This window comes from Paenibacillus physcomitrellae (genome assembly GCF_002240225.1).
Classification (GTDB): Bacteria; Bacillota; Bacilli; order Paenibacillales; family Paenibacillaceae; genus Fontibacillus; species Fontibacillus physcomitrellae.
On sequence record NZ_CP022584.1, the window covers coordinates 2,475,432 to 2,491,617 of the forward strand.

The 16,186-nt window shown below is 46.0% G+C and carries 16 protein-coding genes; 1 reads left to right on the forward strand and 15 read right to left on the reverse strand.

Annotated elements, in window-relative coordinates; translation table 11 throughout:
- Window positions 1-20: 20 nt before the first annotated feature.
- From CBE73_RS11260 to CBE73_RS11300, 9 genes are all read right to left on the reverse strand, one after another.
- On the reverse strand, window positions 21-1,418 hold the full coding sequence (locus CBE73_RS11260; protein WP_094094307.1) for an MFS transporter: 1,398 nt from the start codon (window positions 1,416-1,418) through the stop codon (window positions 21-23).
- Between the two features lie 228 nt (window positions 1,419-1,646).
- The gene (locus CBE73_RS11265; RefSeq protein ID WP_157739523.1) at window positions 1,647-2,063 is read right to left on the reverse strand and encodes an SRPBCC family protein; all 417 of its coding nucleotides are present in this window, start codon (window positions 2,061-2,063) and stop codon (window positions 1,647-1,649) included.
- A 17-nt stretch (window positions 2,064-2,080) separates the two neighbouring features.
- Complete coding sequence (locus tag CBE73_RS11270; RefSeq protein ID WP_373286393.1) at window positions 2,081-3,097, reverse strand: aldo/keto reductase; 1,017 nt, start codon at window positions 3,095-3,097, stop codon at window positions 2,081-2,083.
- A gap of 402 nt (window positions 3,098-3,499) precedes the next feature.
- Window positions 3,500-3,802, reverse strand: a complete 303-nt coding sequence (locus CBE73_RS11275) for an ArsR/SmtB family transcription factor (protein ID WP_094096266.1) — start codon at window positions 3,800-3,802, stop codon at window positions 3,500-3,502.
- 216 nt (window positions 3,803-4,018) lie between these two features.
- Window positions 4,019-4,396 (reverse strand): DUF4181 domain-containing protein, encoded by a 378-nt coding sequence (locus CBE73_RS11280; RefSeq protein ID WP_157739525.1) that lies wholly within the window; start codon window positions 4,394-4,396, stop codon window positions 4,019-4,021.
- 316 nt (window positions 4,397-4,712) lie between these two features.
- Window positions 4,713-5,873, reverse strand: a complete 1,161-nt coding sequence (locus CBE73_RS11285) for a cobalamin-independent methionine synthase II family protein (RefSeq protein ID WP_094094310.1) — start codon at window positions 5,871-5,873, stop codon at window positions 4,713-4,715.
- A 234-nt stretch (window positions 5,874-6,107) separates the two neighbouring features.
- Complete coding sequence (locus CBE73_RS11290) at window positions 6,108-6,542, reverse strand: MarR family winged helix-turn-helix transcriptional regulator (RefSeq protein WP_094094311.1); 435 nt, start codon at window positions 6,540-6,542, stop codon at window positions 6,108-6,110.
- Window positions 6,543-6,548: 6 nt separating this feature from the next.
- Window positions 6,549-7,505: a quinone oxidoreductase family protein gene (locus tag CBE73_RS11295; RefSeq protein ID WP_094096267.1), complete on the reverse strand. Its 957-nt coding sequence runs from the start codon at window positions 7,503-7,505 to the stop codon at window positions 6,549-6,551.
- Window positions 7,506-7,662: 157 nt separating this feature from the next.
- Window positions 7,663-8,244, reverse strand: a complete 582-nt coding sequence (locus CBE73_RS11300) for a TetR/AcrR family transcriptional regulator (protein ID WP_094094312.1) — start codon at window positions 8,242-8,244, stop codon at window positions 7,663-7,665.
- A 180-nt stretch (window positions 8,245-8,424) separates the two neighbouring features.
- Between CBE73_RS11300 and CBE73_RS11305 the strand changes: the two genes are divergently transcribed.
- Complete coding sequence (locus CBE73_RS11305; protein WP_094094313.1) at window positions 8,425-9,306, forward strand: NmrA family NAD(P)-binding protein; 882 nt, start codon at window positions 8,425-8,427, stop codon at window positions 9,304-9,306.
- 199 nt (window positions 9,307-9,505) lie between these two features.
- Here CBE73_RS11305 and CBE73_RS11310 read toward each other — a convergent pair whose 3' ends face one another.
- From CBE73_RS11310 to CBE73_RS21925, 6 genes are all read right to left on the reverse strand, one after another.
- The gene (locus tag CBE73_RS11310) at window positions 9,506-10,768 is read right to left on the reverse strand and encodes an FAD-binding protein (protein ID WP_094094314.1); all 1,263 of its coding nucleotides are present in this window, start codon (window positions 10,766-10,768) and stop codon (window positions 9,506-9,508) included.
- 224 nt (window positions 10,769-10,992) lie between these two features.
- Window positions 10,993-11,994 (reverse strand): NADP-dependent oxidoreductase, encoded by a 1,002-nt coding sequence (locus CBE73_RS11315; protein ID WP_094094315.1) that lies wholly within the window; start codon window positions 11,992-11,994, stop codon window positions 10,993-10,995.
- A gap of 89 nt (window positions 11,995-12,083) precedes the next feature.
- Entirely contained in the window at window positions 12,084-12,416 is a 333-nt protein-coding gene (locus CBE73_RS11320; protein WP_094094316.1) for an ArsR/SmtB family transcription factor, read from the reverse strand.
- Window positions 12,417-12,726: 310 nt separating this feature from the next.
- Window positions 12,727-13,416, reverse strand: coding sequence for a stalk domain-containing protein (locus tag CBE73_RS11325; protein WP_157739527.1), 690 nt, complete (start codon window positions 13,414-13,416; stop codon window positions 12,727-12,729).
- Between the two features lie 525 nt (window positions 13,417-13,941).
- Window positions 13,942-15,774: a glutamine--fructose-6-phosphate transaminase (isomerizing) gene (gene glmS / locus CBE73_RS11330; RefSeq protein WP_094094318.1), complete on the reverse strand. Its 1,833-nt coding sequence runs from the start codon at window positions 15,772-15,774 to the stop codon at window positions 13,942-13,944.
- Between the two features lie 217 nt (window positions 15,775-15,991).
- Window positions 15,992-16,156, reverse strand: a complete 165-nt coding sequence (locus tag CBE73_RS21925; RefSeq protein WP_157739529.1) for a hypothetical protein — start codon at window positions 16,154-16,156, stop codon at window positions 15,992-15,994.
- Window positions 16,157-16,186: the final 30 nt, after the last annotated feature.

The window sequence follows — 16,186 nt, forward strand, 5'->3', positions numbered from 1 at the left end:
GAAAAAGAGGTACGCTCGCCTTAGTTAGCATCGCGGCTCTCGATTTCTTTATTAATCTCATAAACCTTCGCATCCGTTAAGTGGTATTTCGAAATAATAAACATAGCCAGGATGAGCAAGAGAGCAGGCAATACCGATACCAGCCAAAGGATGCCCTGCTGTGCGAGGCCAGACTGTGTTTCGCTGTCGTTCACATAACCCGTCCAGCTGAGGACAAACCCCGGAACAACACCGCCCAGCGCCATCCCAAATTTGAAAAAGAATCCCGTTAAAGCGTTAACAACTCCTGATATGCGCCGGCCCGATTGAAGCTCTCCGTAGGAAATGACCTCAGGCACCAATGCCCACATATAGCCGGTTGCTACAATCACGCCTGTCGATTTGATAAACTGAGCAATCAGAACCAAAGCAATATGATCCTGCGGATTCGGAATCAGATAGATGAAGAGCATTCCGATAATCGCTAGACCCAGGAAGACGAGGAACATCGCTTTCTTCCCGATAAGCTTCTTGATTCTAGGAACCAGCGGCAGGAAGATAAAGGCCGGTATAGAGCCCAGCGCGTTAAACCACTGTACATAATCAGAAGCCTGAACCACATACTGCATATAATAGGAACCGCCGGCATTCCCGATCGACATCATCGCGAAAGCGGTAATGAAGAAGAAAGCCAGAATCCGCAGCGGTTTATTCCGTTTGAATTCGGTTACAAGATCGGATACTTTAACTTCATCCTGCTTGGAATCGTCCATGACGACTTTCTCTTTCGTCTGACTGAAGCAGAACAGCAAAATCAGAAAGCCGACGCCCGCATAGATCGCCATCGTGATCAGCCAGCCGGAAGCGCTTAATTTCGTATCCCAAGTACCGTCGGCAGAGAACAATTTAACAAGCACCGGCACGCCGTAAGCTACGGCAAGTCCACCTAAATTAGCAAGAAACATACGTGTGGAAGTTAATTTCGTAATTTCATCATTATCCCGAGTCAGGGATGCATTAAGCGCACCGTAAGGCACGTTCAGCAGCGTATAAAGCATAGACAATCCTACATAAGTGACATACGCATAAATAAGGCTGCCGGAATAACCGTTCCAGAATACTAAAATGGCTAATACCGATAAAGGTAATCCGGCGAACACTAGGTAACCTCTATATTTCCCGAAGCGCGTCGAGTGCTTATCTACAAGGGCACCAACAACTGGATCCCAGATCGCATCAATAATGCGTACGACCAAGAACATCGCAGCCGCAGCTGCAGGGTTAAGCCCAAATACATTCGTATAAAAAAATAACAAATACGTAGAAACCGTATTATAAATGAGATTCTGCGCCAGGTCCCCGGAGCCAAATCCTATACGCTGTAATCTGGATAACTTGTAAAAGCCCCTACCATTGTTTCTCTCCAAACTTGATTCCATAGGTAGTCCTCCTTAGCTGTCATAAGAAAAAAGAGAAAGCGGTTTCAATGAGTAAATTATATCATAGTTAGTTCGTTAGAGCAACTAATGTATGAGGAGTTAGTCTTAGCTATGAAAATGGATTCAAAGACTGCCTAGGCCGACTGTGATTCATGAAAAAAAGAGGGTCTCAACATGAAGCTTTGAGACCCTCTTCTTTACTTAACAACCCTTTACCGGTCTAACGGTTCAATCCAGAAATGCTTTCTGCAGGGCCGTTAAACCCTCTTCATAGATGCCATGAAAGAGCTCGATTGCCTCTTCATCGGTAACCCCTACCGGTGTGAAATGGCCGAACCACTCTACCAGCGAGGATTCACCGTCAGCCCCTTCTTTAACCTGAAGGGTAGATAGATAATTCGTAACCGGGAATGGTGCTTTCATAATGGAATAAGAGTAATAACGTTCCTTGTCGTTAAATGCTTCCAAACGCTCTACAATCGAATCGCCATCAGGATTAGCCAGATGACGTATGCGCCCGCCTTCGCTTGTTTCACTGCTAGGAATATAAGGCAACCAGTCAGGAAGCGAATCAAAACCGCCAATTAATTTCCATACTTGATCAGGTGTGGAACCGATTTTAATAGATGCAGCTGTGTGTGCCATTTTTATTTACTCTCCTTTTATTTAACTGTAATGGGCAGTGGTGCATGAGGGGCAATCAGCTGTTGTTCACGCATTTCTTCCCAAAATGCTGCTGGAATTACCGTCTCTAGTGCAGCTTTATCTTCTGCAATTCGATCAGGACGACTAGCACCGGGGATAACAGCAGCAACGGCTGGATTAGCCAAGGAGAACTGCAGAGCGGCAGCCTTGATGCTGATTTGGTGCCGATCGGCGATATTTTTGATTTTCTCTACTTTATGCATAATTTCCGGTGATGCTTTTTGATATTCGAAATGAGTGCCGCCGGCAAGAACACCTGAACTATAAGGTCCGCCCACAATAACAGCCATGTTATGTTTCAATGCGGCAGGCATTACTCTTTGCAAGGCCCGTTCATGATCCAACAAAGTGTAACGTCCAGCGAGCAAAGATACATCCGGCTTCGCTTCTTCCAAATCCAGCATGAGCTCAATCGGTTCGACACGGTTCACGCCAAGTCCCCAGCCTTTAATAACCCCTTCTTCCCGCAGGCGTGTAAGCACCCGGAACGCTCCTGTACGGGCAACTTCAAACTGGGCTATCCACTCGTCACCATAGAAATCCTGGGCAATGTCATGAATATAAACAAAATCCAGACGATCTGTTTTTAAACGATCCAGGCTTTGCTCGATAGAACGAAGAGTAGCATCTGCACTATAATCGTTGATGATTTTATTTTTACGGCCGAACTCAAATAATCCGCCCTTTTCTCCCAAGTCCCGTGCAGACGGGTCTTCAAGCTCATCCGAAATTACTCTGCCGACTTTTGTACTCAGAACGTAGTCATCACGATTTTTTCTGGACAGAACTTCACCAAGCCGCATCTCGGCTAAGCCTGCTCCATAGAAAGGGGCTGAGTCAAAGTAGCGAATACCGCTGTCCCAGGCAGCCTCGACCGTTGCGCTTGCTTCTTCTTCCGAAATGTTGCGGTACATATTCCCTAGCGGCGCAGTACCAAAACCCAGTTGACCCTTTAGTATGTCTTTAATATTCATATGAATTGCTCCTCTTTAAATAGATTGGTAGTCATGCATATTAGTGCATTTACACCGTCACACTGCCCCCCCCCTTATCTTTGAAACATCAAACAGGTGAATATGGCAAAGTTGAATTTTATTAAGTCATTACGCGAAATGACGATATGAAACACTAAAAAAGAGAGCTCTGAAAAAGGTATACTACACTGTCATTGAGCTTTAAGAACATGGAGACATTGAGATATTGAGACATTAAAACTTTGAGCATGGAGACATCAAGGACCGTTTTTAAATCGTCATTTCGTGAATTAACGATTCGTTTGTTCAAAAAAAATGCCGTTCCAGCAAAAGAAAAAACAAGTCATCCTTACTTCATGAAGAGAAATACTGAACATGCTGTAGGAGTTAACTCAGTTCCCTCTATATTTCATGTTCAATAATCTCTTTAAGTTGATGGAAAGCTTCTTCATTCCTCTTATAATAGGTCCATTTCCCATGACGTTTTGTCGTCACAAGCCCAGCCCGATGCAGAATGGAAAGATGCTGAGAAGCCGTGGATTGGGTAATATTCAGTTTCTCATGGAATTGGGTGACACACACACCCACGTCCTGAAAATTACTCATTTCCTGAGAAGTAAAATGCTTCTCGGGCTCTTTCAGCCATTCTAATATCTGTAATCTCGTCTCATTAGACAATGCTTTAAAAATCTCTAGTGGTTTCATGGTGCTTATTATATCGCCACATTCCGAAATGTCAACTTCTTGAAAAACACCTGCTATTCTTTGACGCAAAGCCTATTATGAATCCCGCCGAAACAAAAAGGAAGTACGCACTTTAAAGTACCCTAGGTACTGAAAGGTAATCATAACGACATAACGAGTGACTTAAGGTTAACCTCTCTCCAATCTGGTTGAAATGAGCTTACCCAAAACGATACACTAATTCAAAAAAGGGTTATTATATACACAATAGATCGCTATAAGAACCACGATAAGTCCGATGACTGTGCTGATATACTGTTTGGATTCCTTTATATAGATAAATTCCATAACGGCCCCAAATCCAAGCAATAAGGTTGTATAGATCATCCAAAAATACATGTGCAGAAGGTTTGAGTTATTTCCGGTCATATACCACAACGAGACTAAGAAGCCTATAAAGATAATAACTCTGCCCCAGCGGTATATCCTTGCACCAGGTGTATCTGAAACGCTTTCCACTTCTTCAATCTTCAATAACTTATTTGTTATTTTAACTACCACGTACACTAAAAGAAGTAAACCAATTGCGAAGGCTATAAATTTTGCATAATCCATCCCATTCCCTCCCATCGACCCGTTATTTAGCTGTTATGAGTTACCCAACAAACAATTTCCTTATTATACCTTATTTTCCTGGTTTCGTGTTAGGGTTATCTGATAATTGATGGATGCCATCTGCTTCGTTAAGCGTCCTGCTTTCCCCTACCTCATAAAAGCCGCCATAAAAAAAGCTGAGCAGCTGCCAGGAAAAGAATCATCCTGGAACTGCTCGGCTTACTCGGTTGTTCAGTCGCTCGGTTGCTCAGTTTATTGGTTTAATTGGTTTATTGGGTTTGCCCGGTTTTGAATTTCCTCTTTACTGTTTGAACAATTAGTTCCCCCAATATTGCTCCGCAATGCGCTGACCTTGTTTAATCTTGGCCCACTGTTCCTCTTCCGTTAGCTCATTGCCACCGTCACAGGACGCAAATCCGCATTGGTGGGAAAGCAGCAAGCGGTCCTTATCAATAATTTTCGAGGCCTCGTCAAGCATTCTGATTACACGGGTTTCGTCATCAAGCGTATTGGTTTTGGAGGACAACAGCCCCAGTACGATTTCTGTCTCCGGTCTATCCTTGAACACCGCCAGCGCCTCTAGTGAACCTGCGCGTTCATCATCCCATTCCAGGAAAAAGCGGTCATATTTCAGCTGCTTCAAGAAAAGATTCGCTATTTTAGCATAAGATCCTCCGCCCATATTACGGGAATCATAATTCCCACGGCAGTTATGCGTCCACATTTTCAGCCCTAAACGATGACCAAAGTCAATAATCGTATTGTTAATATCAATAAATTCCGCAGCCAATGCCTGTACTTCCGCTTGATTAATATGCTCGCCCGTGTAAGGAGAGTTCGGGTTATCATCCGCAAACAGCTCCCATAAGCAATCGTCAAATTGCAGAATTTTTCCACCGGCAGCAGCAAAATCCTCTACGAATTCCTTATAAGCCTTAATCAGACCCGCTTTAAGCTCCTGTTTGTCCTTATAAACGGCCTCTGTGCCGCCAATGTTATCCGACCAGGACAGCTCCCCGAAGATATGAGACGGAGAAGGCACACACAGCTTGGTTTCCCGTTCGCCAGCCAGGGTCTGAAGCTTCTTGAATACATCAATAAAATGATGGTTCTTCCCGCCTAATTCACCTGTAATGCGCAGACCAATGTCTTTCCGTGTCTCGTATTTTGAAGTTCCATCAATATCTCTGAAAAAATATCCGTGATCCGCTATATAGCGGCTGATCCCTTGGAATCCCCAGACAAAGTCCAGATGCCACATCGATTTGGAATATTCCCCATCGGTAAGAATGGACAAACCATTTTTAATCTCTTGGTCGACTACAGCCTGGATCGCATCAGCTTCACACTGCTCGTACCCTTGGAAATCCTGGTAAAAAGGATAACTAATATCATCACGATGTTCGATCTCATGTTTATACTCCAATAAATTGGACGGACGTAACAAGCTGCCTACGATTTGAAATCTATTGCACATGAATATTCCTCCTCAAGCTGACACACGCTCTTTTGTAATGCTTTGATTGTAGCATTGAGGAAAACCTTCTATGTAACACTTAAAAACAATACCTAGCTATAGTTAAAAGTTATAACAAGCGTCTGAACCTGTCGTACTCTTATAAGCATTGAGCGGAGTATTCGAACAACGGGGTACCCCCGCCGCCTGAATCTCCGCCCTCAATCATTTTCCCTGTAAGCCGCGTCAGCCGTACTAATCGAACTTTTGCATCGTTTCAAATAAACGCTTTAAGTTATTCAACAAGCCGGCTTTCTCCTCCAGCGTCCAATCAGCCAAAGCTTCGCGCATAATGCGCTCACGGGCGAGGTTTATCATGGCATTGATCTCCTGCCCCTGTTCGGTCAATTCAGACACACGAATCCGGGAATCTGAACTTGATGGATACGTGCGTACCAATCCGGAGGCCTCCAGCTTATCAATTTGCCGGCTAACGCTTGAATAGTTTTTCCCCAGCATATCAGCCAAATAACCAACACCCGTCGGTTGGAGATGAGCAATACCTACGAAGACGCGAAAGGCTGCTTCCTCCAAATTTACGCCGGCGTTAGCGATCATTTTCTTATCACGGTCTGGCCGGTTAATAATCGAAACTAAATCAATTAGTGCTCTGAAAATCTCATTTTCCATGTATATTTAATGCACCTTAACAACTGGCCGGGGCGTCAGCGGCGCATTCCAAGCCTCCTCAATATCTTCTAGAGCGTACTCTTTAATGGCGATTGTTAACTTACCCTCGGCGGCCATTTCAAAAATATCTTTTACAGCCGATAACATATCCGCTTTAGAAACACTTTTATCACCACTGCCTACCAGTTCAATGGTTGATGAGCGTAAAATAGACGAAGGCAGTTGAATGCTTTCTTGTCCGGAAGAAGTTCCAATGCTTACAAAGCGGGTTGCACGATCCGTATGCGTCTTGGCAAGAGCTGACATGATCGCTAGTGCGCTATCTCCCCAGAGGTAATCCAATACCACATCGACCCCTTCAGCAAAAACCGGCAGCAGGGCATTCTCAAACGTACTTTGTCCGTCCCCCGCTGTCATATCAAATGCAATCGCCAGGTCCGCTTCAAGTGCACGCAGTTTCGATTCACTCCGTCCCGTTACAATGACCTTCCCGGCTCCAAGTCCCTTGGCAATCTGAACGGCTAAACTGCCGGATGCGCCAGTAGCACCATTAATCAACACCGTTTGGCCGGCTTTGAAGCCCGCCCGAAATGCCAAGGCAGCCCATGACGACATAGCCGGGTTAGCGATAGCGGCAGCAGTGAGATCATCAATACCATCTGGCAAACGGACAATCAGCTTGTCGCTCACCATGGTTTGCTCGGCCAAACTGCCAAACGGTGAAGTCGGCAGCGCGAAGTAAACCCGAGTCCCATCCTCCAAAGTTCCAACACCGTCAAGACCAGCTACAAGTGGAAAATGAGCTTCAGAAGAGTAATGCAAACCCATTGACCGGAACTTGCTGACTCGGCTCAAGGCTGCTGCCGAAACGTTAATGATGACTTGCCCCTCTGTCGCAACGGGGGAATCGAAATGACCCATTACCGGAATTTCTCCCTTTTGCTTCACGATTGCTGCTCTCATAATCATACACCTATCCTTCGCTTTTGAGTTATGTGCGTTTTGCACGTAACTAACTATACCACGATTTGCGTGCAAAATGCACGTTTTATTCGGAGTCGATTAGAGAGCTATGGACTTTCACAAAAAAATCCATGTGCCAAGCGTTGAAAGGATTGGGTCATTCCCCCAAGACGGGCGCCAAGGCCGCCGCTGCAACCTCCAATACACGATTCACCATCGTCTCCGATGTAAGGTTCTGCGGATCTCTGCTCCACTGCACGGCGGCACCGAAGATGCCCCAGCTGGCAACGAGCGCTGTCGTCTCCACCTTATCCGGTGAACTCGTCGTCTCTCTGTTCAGCCATTCGAGCAGAAGGTTATAGAGCTCCTTCTGCATCGCGACTTCGAACAACGGCTCGAACCGGCTGTTGCCGGGATGCGTCATGTACTCGCGGAATCGCGCCAGCACATCGAATACGGTCTGGACTACGGTGCGCAGGCTCCCCGTTCCCGTAATCCCTCCCTCTGGTAAGGCTTCCTTCAAGATGATCTGGAACTTCCTGCTTATCCAGCACTCCAGAAAGGCATATTTGTCCTCAAAATGAGCATAAAAGGTAGCACGGTTAATGTTAGCGCGGGTCGTTATATCCTGCACCGAAATCGAGTATACATTCTTCTGCTCTTCCACCAATTCCGTGAAAGCCTGCATGATGAATTGACGCGTCCGGCTGACGCGCGGATCATTCGGATTGACCGGCATGATCGATCGCCCCCTCCCTTAAACAACAAATGAGCTGGAATGTTGCCTACGCAACGATAAAACCCTTTTATTGGTTGTTGAAACCATAGGTTTACAATAAAATTCCCCATATAGTGTAGCATACGCAATACTGATGTGTAAGCAACACTGTTAATTAGGAGTAGGGGAGGATGATTGAAGATGATAGTAATTACTGCACCCACTAGTAAAATTGGGCGTCAGGTACTTGAACGCATACTTGTCAGCGGCGAGGACATTCGCGTGATTGCCCGCGACCCACAGCGGATTCCGGAGTCGATTCGTCAGCGGGTGGAAGTCATTCAGGGCTCGCATGCCGACCGTGATGTCGTTAACCGGGCGTTCGAGGGAGCCGATGCCGTGTTCTGGCTCGTGCCGGCCGACAAGCAGGCGGAGAGCGTCTATGACGCTTACGTTCGGTTCAGTATCCCGGCTGCCGATGCGATTGTCCGTCATCGTGTTGGCCGAGTCGTGGCCATTTCCGCGCTTGGACGTGGTCAGCATCGCTACGCCGGTAATATCTCGGCATCACTGGCGATGGAGGACCTGTTTAGAAGCACAGCCGTCAACTTCCGGGCGTTAACGATGCCTTCCTTCATGGATAACATGCTAAGACAGCTGCCCTTCATTAAGAATGAGGGCTTGATTCGCTTCACGCTCCCGGGCAACCAGAAGAGCCCTACGGTAGCCACTTCTGATATTGCCGCTGCTGCCTCCCGGCTTCTACTCGACCGGGAGTGGAGCGGGCAAGAGAATCTGGCTGTGCTCGGACCGGAAGACCTCTCTTACGAGGATATGGCAGAGATTCTGACTGAGGTGCTCGGCACGCCAGTCCGCTTTGAGCAGATGACGCTCGACAGCTACAAACAATTATTTCTTCATATCGGATATTCGGAAGCCATGGCCCAGAGTATGGTGGACATGGACATCGCCGGAGCGGCCGGGATTAATAACGGACTTCAGCGTACACCGGAAAACACCTCTCCCACCAGCTTCCGCCAGTGGGCGACAGCTGTTCTAAAGCCGGCCTTCGACGCCATGTGAGGCATGGATCTAAACAGCAGCGGCCGCGGATGAAAAATTGCTATCCGCGGCCGCTGCTGGTTTCATGAGTTGTACTGCCTGTAGTGCAACCAAAAGACCTCCACCCCTTATTGCAAGAGGTGGAGGTTCTAAGAAACAAAATCTTATTGTGTTCTTCAATTGAAGATTGATTTTTCCGAAAAGTAATTAACACCCCGAATCATTTCATAATGTATTTATCCAGGAACGCATTCCGAAACTTCCCTATTGGATCGTATCGAAGCAGCAGCTCCCGGAAATCCGTTAACCGCTCATACTGAGCTTGTATCCGTTCCGGCTCCATCGTAAACAGCTTCGCCCAATGCGGGCGTGCTCCGAACGGCTCCAGTTCACGTTCCATAAGCGGAAGTAACTGGCGCACACGCTCCCAATCCGGCTTCCATGTAAAATGCAAAGCTACACTGTCCTGCCGGTAGCAAGGACTCATCCAGAGAGGTTCCGCGGCAATGGTTCGAATCTCGGAGATGAAGAGCAGAGGCGCAATTTGATCGCTCAGTTTACCTAACGCGCGAAGCGCCTGGGCCGCATACTGCCTTGGCACAAAATATTCACTTTGCAGCTCGTTGCCCGCACTAGGAGTGAATTCCATGCGAAAATGAGGCAGCCGTTCATACCAGGGTCCAGGAATTCCTAACTGCTCGCTGCAGTTCACCACAGGTTGGCCAACTACCATATGCCGCTTTTCCGAAGCTGGCAAAGCCCCGAAGAAATCAGCCGATCCCTCATCCTCCCCGTCGATTTCCACCTTGCGTTTTACCCACACTTGATTGAATACGGGCTCCGCCCAGTCCGTAAACAAGCTGACACTGTAAGCAGCAGAAAAAATTCCGTCCAGGCCTTCGCTATCCAACGCCGAAAAAGGAAGACGTTCATAGACGGTCTGACTTACCTGAAACGAAGGTACCAAATCCAGGGTAAGCTTTGTAACGACCCCTAGTCCGCCCAGTCCGACAACTGCCCCTTCGAACTCGGAGTCTACTCCGCGCGCGAGTACCGTCACTTCTCCATCCGATTTCACTAACTCAATAGCACGAACAGAAGACGCCAGGCTGGCGTTCAGATCGCCCGAACCATGTGTGGCTGTTGCAACGGCGCCAGCTACGCTTATGTGCGGCAGTGATGCCAAATTATGCAGCGCGAAACCATGATCATTTAAGTAGCTGCACAGATCGCCATAACGAATACCACCTTCAACAGTTACGGTTCTCTGTGCTTGATCAAGCTCGATGACCTGATTCATCTTTCGAAGCGAGAGCTGGCTGCCCCCGGTGTCGGCAATCCCGTTAAAAGAATGACGTGAGCCAAGCACGCGTATGCTTGGGCGGCTAACGACCAGGTCCTTGACCTCCTCCAGATTTGCAGGCTCAAGCAGTTCCATCGAGCTATAGCGATAATTCCCGGCCCAGTTCAGCTGATCTCCCATATGAACGTCTCCTCTTTAATAGGCTAGTATTCGACTTGCATCTAATTAATTATCGGTTTACCTATGGTTTTCAGGTCTTCTATTATTACATTTGCCTAACACTAGCCATTTTCCTTTCTTCATAAAAAAATTCCGCTGCCCTGACAGGGCAGCGGCGGATCCAAATTTAAAAAAAATAAAGTTGTAGACTTACGCTGATATCATTCACAGATACCGATCTAAAATTACTTTATTTTGACGATTACCTTTCCTTTAGCCCTTCCACTTTCCAAGTAATGAAAGGCTTGACCTGCATCTTCCAAATGATACACCTTATCAATAATTGGTTTGATGAGACCCCCTTCAATAAATTCCTTTAAAACCTTCAATTGTTCCCCGCTTGGTTTCATGAATAGAAAGTGATACTCCGTTTGACTCCTCTTCTCCTGAGCTTTGATCTTACGGCTTGCGATGGACAAAATTGTTGTTTTCATCCAACCCAATTTCGCTTCTTTTCCAAATCTGCCGTTTGGCATGCCAGAGATAGAGACGATTTTTCCGCCCGGTTTCAGGATGTGGAATGATTTCTCCAAGGCTTCTCCACCTAAAGTATCAAAAACAGCGTCATATCCGGTAAGGATTTCTTCAAAATTCTCTTTTTTATAATTAATAATTAGATCGGCCCCCAACGCTTTGACCAATTCATAGCCTTTTTCGCTTGCCGTTGTGGCGACAAAAGCGCCCATCAGCTTGGCCAACTGGATGGCGAAGGTACCTACGCCCCCCGAACCAGCGTGAATCAAAATTTTTTGGCCTTTTTGAAGGTTTAATATTTCACCAAAAGCCTGGTAAGTCGTAAGTCCAATCAACGGGATCGATGCTGCTTCTTCAAAGGTTAGATTTTGCGGCTTCAGCCAAATGTCTTCCTCATGAACCGCAATAAATTCAGCTAATGTTCCGATTCGGTTTTTGCGGGGTCTTCCGTACACTTCATCTCCGGGTTTAAAAGCATTCACCCGACCACCAACTTTGACGACAACACCGGAGAAATCATTTCCTAAGATTAGAGGAAACTTGTAACTCAACAGGAATTTCATTTTCCCTTCCTTAATCTTAAAATCAATGGGATTTAAACTGGCCGCATGAATTTCCACTAGAACATCATGTTCTCGGATATCAGGCATTGGCTGTTCAGACATCTTTAACGGAACATTTTTTCCGTATTTCTCAATGACCATGGCCTTCATTTCAAATCACTCTCTCTTATAATTATTAGTTTAAACGAATGAACCTATTGTGCAGAATAAGTTCCTTCCCGCAGTATTTCCTTCAGGTCTTAGGGGGAATCATTGGACAAATCGCATGCCTGTTCAACAGAAGTGATTAATGATTTGATCTGCTCAAGCGGTTTACGGACTGTTAATACATAATAGTTTTCTACGCCTTTTTTTTCGGATTTAATGTAGCCAGACTGTTTCAATACCTTTAAATGATGGGATATAGCCGGTCTAGACAAATCCATATGGCCTGCTATTGTATTAACATTAAGTCCTAATTTATTCTGCGCCAACAGCATAATAATAGCTTGACGGTTTTCATCGGTTAGCACTTCCAATAAAGGAATACAATCTTTAAATTGTTGTAGAACTTGCTCTGTTTGTTGGTTCATTCCATTCACCTCTATAGTTCATTCGTTTAATCCCTTAAACGTAATTATAGCTATTTTCTTATCAAAAGCAAGCTTTCTTCCAATTGTTCGGTGAAAATAAAATATTAGACTGGAGTCGTTGATTTGACGCGGTTTTGAATTAATAAATGGTCAGCTTTTAAAAAATAAGTTCTAGACTGATCAATAAAAAAAAGCATCGGCGTACCAAGACTTAGTAAATAAAGGCTTAGACTGATGCTGTTGTCGTTCAACTAACGTTCCCGTTAGTTGAATGACATTATCGTTTCGTTGAGGAACAAGTTTTATAGAATTAATTCTTAAAAACAAAAATGTTTACATTGGCATCTATCATTCTTGACGAGACAATAACCTTATAGTTAGTGTCCTTAAATTCCTTAGAGGGAAGCATGTCCTCAGCCGTTGTCTTTGCACTAAGATATCTCATCACTGCGGCCACTGTTTCTGAATCCACCTTCTGTAACAGGATGTCTTCAACATCTTCATATTGCTTTTTGTAGTCTATATCCGTATCCATCTTATCGAATGTTACCACAATATTCAGTAGAGTATATTCACTGCCATAAGTATCGTAGAGACCTTTACCTACAAGTAATTTCGAATCTGGTTCCAAATCAATTATAAAACCATTGTAGACCGATTTCCCATCTTGCTTTATTGGTATTTGCTCAAGGTTTTCATCACTATTGTCAGTGTCAATATGTATCGTATTATGTATAGTATCAAAGGTTACCCTTGCTCCTAAAGCTTGGCCAACAAACCGAATCGGTACAAACGTTGTACCATGATTCACTATAGAAGAAGTATCCATTTGAAATTGCTGTCCGTTTAAGGTGTAAGCCTTCTTGGCTATACTCAATTCAATCTTATCCCCACCTAAAGTGACAGTTACTTTTCTTGCTATGCCGTCCCATTGTACTTTGGCCCCCATCGCCTCACTTACAAAACGGAGTGGAACCTGCACCCTGCCGTTTTTTATCATAAAATGGTATCTCGTCTCTAAAATTGACCTCCTATTCATTAACGATGATTCGTAAAGACTCTTCCTTTGAATCAAAGGCGAAAGTTGTTCCTGAAGGCGTATAAAGAATAGAAAACATAGCAATTAAAATCCCTTTTACGATTACAGATTTCAACAAAATCGCTTCCCTGCTGATTTAATGTGTGTACCGGTAGATTAGCGTTAGTTTAAGGCTCATGAGTAAAACTTTGTTTTCCTAGTCTTCAGTCCTCATCTTAATTTTTCTGTCTAACAAATTTAGTATCTATGTACAGATGAGAGTACTTGCACAGTCACATGGGAATTTGCCACACATAATAAACACCTTCTTTCGAGTTACAGTCCTATTCGTTATTAAAATTTAATTAGGACTATCCTGCCCGTTAGCTTAATGAAGCATTGTTAGTCTAATACTTTATTTTCGGTCTAGAACTTTATTTTCTTTTGACTCCAATAAATAAAACAACAAGGGAGCTCAGACAAATCTGAGCTCCCTTGCCACGTCTCTCACTCCACCGTCACACTCTTCGCCAAGTTCCGCGGTTTATCCACGTCCAAACCACGTGCCAGCGAAGCGTAGTAAGCCAGCATTTGCAGCGGCACTACCGACAGGGCAGCCGACAGGATCGGCAGCGTCTTCGGAATGGCCAAAGCCTGGTCAACGGATTTGAGCAGGTTAGGAACATGCTCGTCGTAAGTGATGGCCATCACGGCGCCGCCGCGGGCTTTCACTTCTTTGATGTTGCTGACCGTCTTCTCCAATACATGCTCCTGCGTAAGCAGAGCAATGACCGGGATGCCTTCTTCAATCAGCGCCAAAGTACCGTGCTTCAGCTCACCTGCCGCATAAGCCTCCGAGTGAATGTAGGAGATCTCTTTCAGCTTCAGCGAACCTTCCTGCACAACGGCATAGTCCATGCCGCGGCCGATGAAGAACAGATGATCATGCTTGGAGATTTCTTCGGCATACGTCTTGATCGAATCGGTATTCTCCAGCATCTTCTCTACCTGCTCAGGCAATGCCTGCATAGCAGCGATGATATGCGCAACTTCCGCTTCGGTTTGCGTCCCGCGGACTTGAGCCATATGCAGAGCAAACAGATAGAAAGCGATCAGCTGGGAAGAATAAGCTTTGGTGGAAGCTACCGCGATCTCCGGACCCGCCAGCGTTGCGATGACGTCGTCCGCGTCACGGGCAATCGAGCTGCCCACCACGTTTGTAATGGCAATGACATGTGCGCCATTGTCATGCGCTTCACGCAGCGCAGCCAGCGTATCGGCAGTTTCGCCGGATTGGCTGACTACGATCACCAGCGTCTGCGGCGTAATCAGCGGCGAACGGTAGCGGTATTCAGATGCCACATCAAAGGTCACCGGAATGCGCACCAGCTGCTCAATCACGGAGCCGCCCACCAGACCGGCGTGATAAGCCGTCCCGCAGGCCACGATGTGGATGTTAGTGATATTTTTAATCTGCTCATCCGTCAGCTTCAACTCAGGCAGAACGACCTTCTTCCCGGAAGCGTCGATCCGGCCCAGCATCGTGTCGCGATAAGCTTTAGGCTGTTCATGAATTTCCTTGAGCATGAAATGGTCGTAGCCGCCTTTTTCCGCCGTCACTTCGTCCCATTCGACATCCGTCATTTCCCGAGAAATAAAATTCCCCTCAATGGTCATCAGTTCGACAGAGTTTTCAGTCAGTACAGCCATTTCGCCGTCGTTCAAAATATAAACTTTACGCGTATAGTTCAAAATAGCAGGGATATCCGAGCCGATGAAGTTCTCGCCTTCACCTATACCGATCACAAGCGGACTGGCTTGACGCACAGCTACCAGCTTGTTAGGTTCGTATTCCGTGAGGACGCCAAGCGCAAAAGCACCACGCATATACGTTACGGCCTCTTGAACCGCTTTGACGATATCCCCTTTGTATTCGCGTGCAATCAGGTTAACGATAACTTCCGTATCCGTTTCAGACACAAAAATATACCCCTGCCCGGTCAATTCTTCTTTCAGTTCCAGATAGTTCTCGACAATTCCGTTATGAACAACCGAAAATTTCTGGGTATGGTCGGCATGCGGATGAGAGTTCACGTCCGACGGTTTCCCGTGTGTCGCCCAGCGTGTATGTCCAATTCCTGCGGAGCCCACCAGAGGAGCCCCCTCCAGCTTCGCTTCCAGATTGGCCAAACGACCGATCGATTTGCTGATCTTCAGACCTTCAGGTGTAAAAACAGCAATACCCGCGGAGTCATACCCCCGGTACTCCAGCTTCTTAAGACCTTCAATCAAAACCGCCTGCGTATCTCTGCTTCCGATATATCCCACAATACCACACATATTTATAAATCCTCCGTTTCGTCATCTCAAGTTTGAGCACAAGCCGGCCAAACTGCCAGATGAGCCGCGGAAGACATTTGCGGTAAATCTAAGAAGCAATCGTCATGAATTCAATATTCAATTATCAAGGAATTCTTGAATGCATCCCGTACTTCTCCGCAGCTGTAATCCGCGTCTCTTTGCACTCATGAATTTTATATTTAAAATTTAAGAATGTTTAAGATTGCTGCATCTCATCAACCAGTTTGTCAGAACGGTCACCCGTACCTTTTGCTGTCTGATTTTCGGTTTGATGCTTAACCGAGAGGTCCCCGCCGAATGTTTCGAACACCTCTACCTCGTCAGCTTCCCGCTCCATGGGATCCTGCCACGCTCGTCTCATTCACTTACTTTCCGGGCGATATGTGACCGA

Bases quoted from the DNA above. Each gene is read 5' to 3' on its own strand.
- CBE73_RS11295 (WP_094096267.1), bottom strand. From the start codon at position 7,505: ATGAGAGCAGCAATCGTGAAGCAAAAGGGAGAAATTCCGGTAATGGGT.
- CBE73_RS11290 (WP_094094311.1), bottom strand. From the start codon at position 6,542: ATGGAAAATGAGATTTTCAGAGCACTAATTGATTTAGTTTCGATTATT.
- glmS (WP_094094318.1), bottom strand. From the start codon at position 15,774: ATGTGTGGTATTGTGGGATATATCGGAAGCAGAGATACGCAGGCGGTT.
- CBE73_RS11315 (WP_094094315.1), bottom strand. From the start codon at position 11,994: ATGAAGGCCATGGTCATTGAGAAATACGGAAAAAATGTTCCGTTAAAG.
- CBE73_RS11270 (WP_373286393.1), bottom strand. From the start codon at position 3,097: ATGAATATTAAAGACATACTAAAGGGTCAACTGGGTTTTGGTACTGCG.
- CBE73_RS11265 (WP_157739523.1), bottom strand. From the start codon at position 2,063: ATGGCACACACAGCTGCATCTATTAAAATCGGTTCCACACCTGATCAA.
- CBE73_RS11310 (WP_094094314.1), bottom strand. From the start codon at position 10,768: ATGGGAGATCAGCTGAACTGGGCCGGGAATTATCGCTATAGCTCGATG.
- CBE73_RS11285 (WP_094094310.1), bottom strand. From the start codon at position 5,873: ATGTGCAATAGATTTCAAATCGTAGGCAGCTTGTTACGTCCGTCCAAT.
- CBE73_RS21925 (WP_157739529.1), bottom strand. From the start codon at position 16,156: ATGAGACGAGCGTGGCAGGATCCCATGGAGCGGGAAGCTGACGAGGTA.
- CBE73_RS11305 (WP_094094313.1), top strand. From the start codon at position 8,425: ATGATAGTAATTACTGCACCCACTAGTAAAATTGGGCGTCAGGTACTT.
- CBE73_RS11300 (WP_094094312.1), bottom strand. From the start codon at position 8,244: ATGCCGGTCAATCCGAATGATCCGCGCGTCAGCCGGACGCGTCAATTC.
- CBE73_RS11260 (WP_094094307.1), bottom strand. From the start codon at position 1,418: ATGGAATCAAGTTTGGAGAGAAACAATGGTAGGGGCTTTTACAAGTTA.
- CBE73_RS11280 (WP_157739525.1), bottom strand. From the start codon at position 4,396: ATGGATTATGCAAAATTTATAGCCTTCGCAATTGGTTTACTTCTTTTA.
- CBE73_RS11325 (WP_157739527.1), bottom strand. From the start codon at position 13,416: ATGATAAAAAACGGCAGGGTGCAGGTTCCACTCCGTTTTGTAAGTGAG.
- CBE73_RS11320 (WP_094094316.1), bottom strand. From the start codon at position 12,416: ATGAACCAACAAACAGAGCAAGTTCTACAACAATTTAAAGATTGTATT.
- CBE73_RS11275 (WP_094096266.1), bottom strand. From the start codon at position 3,802: ATGAAACCACTAGAGATTTTTAAAGCATTGTCTAATGAGACGAGATTA.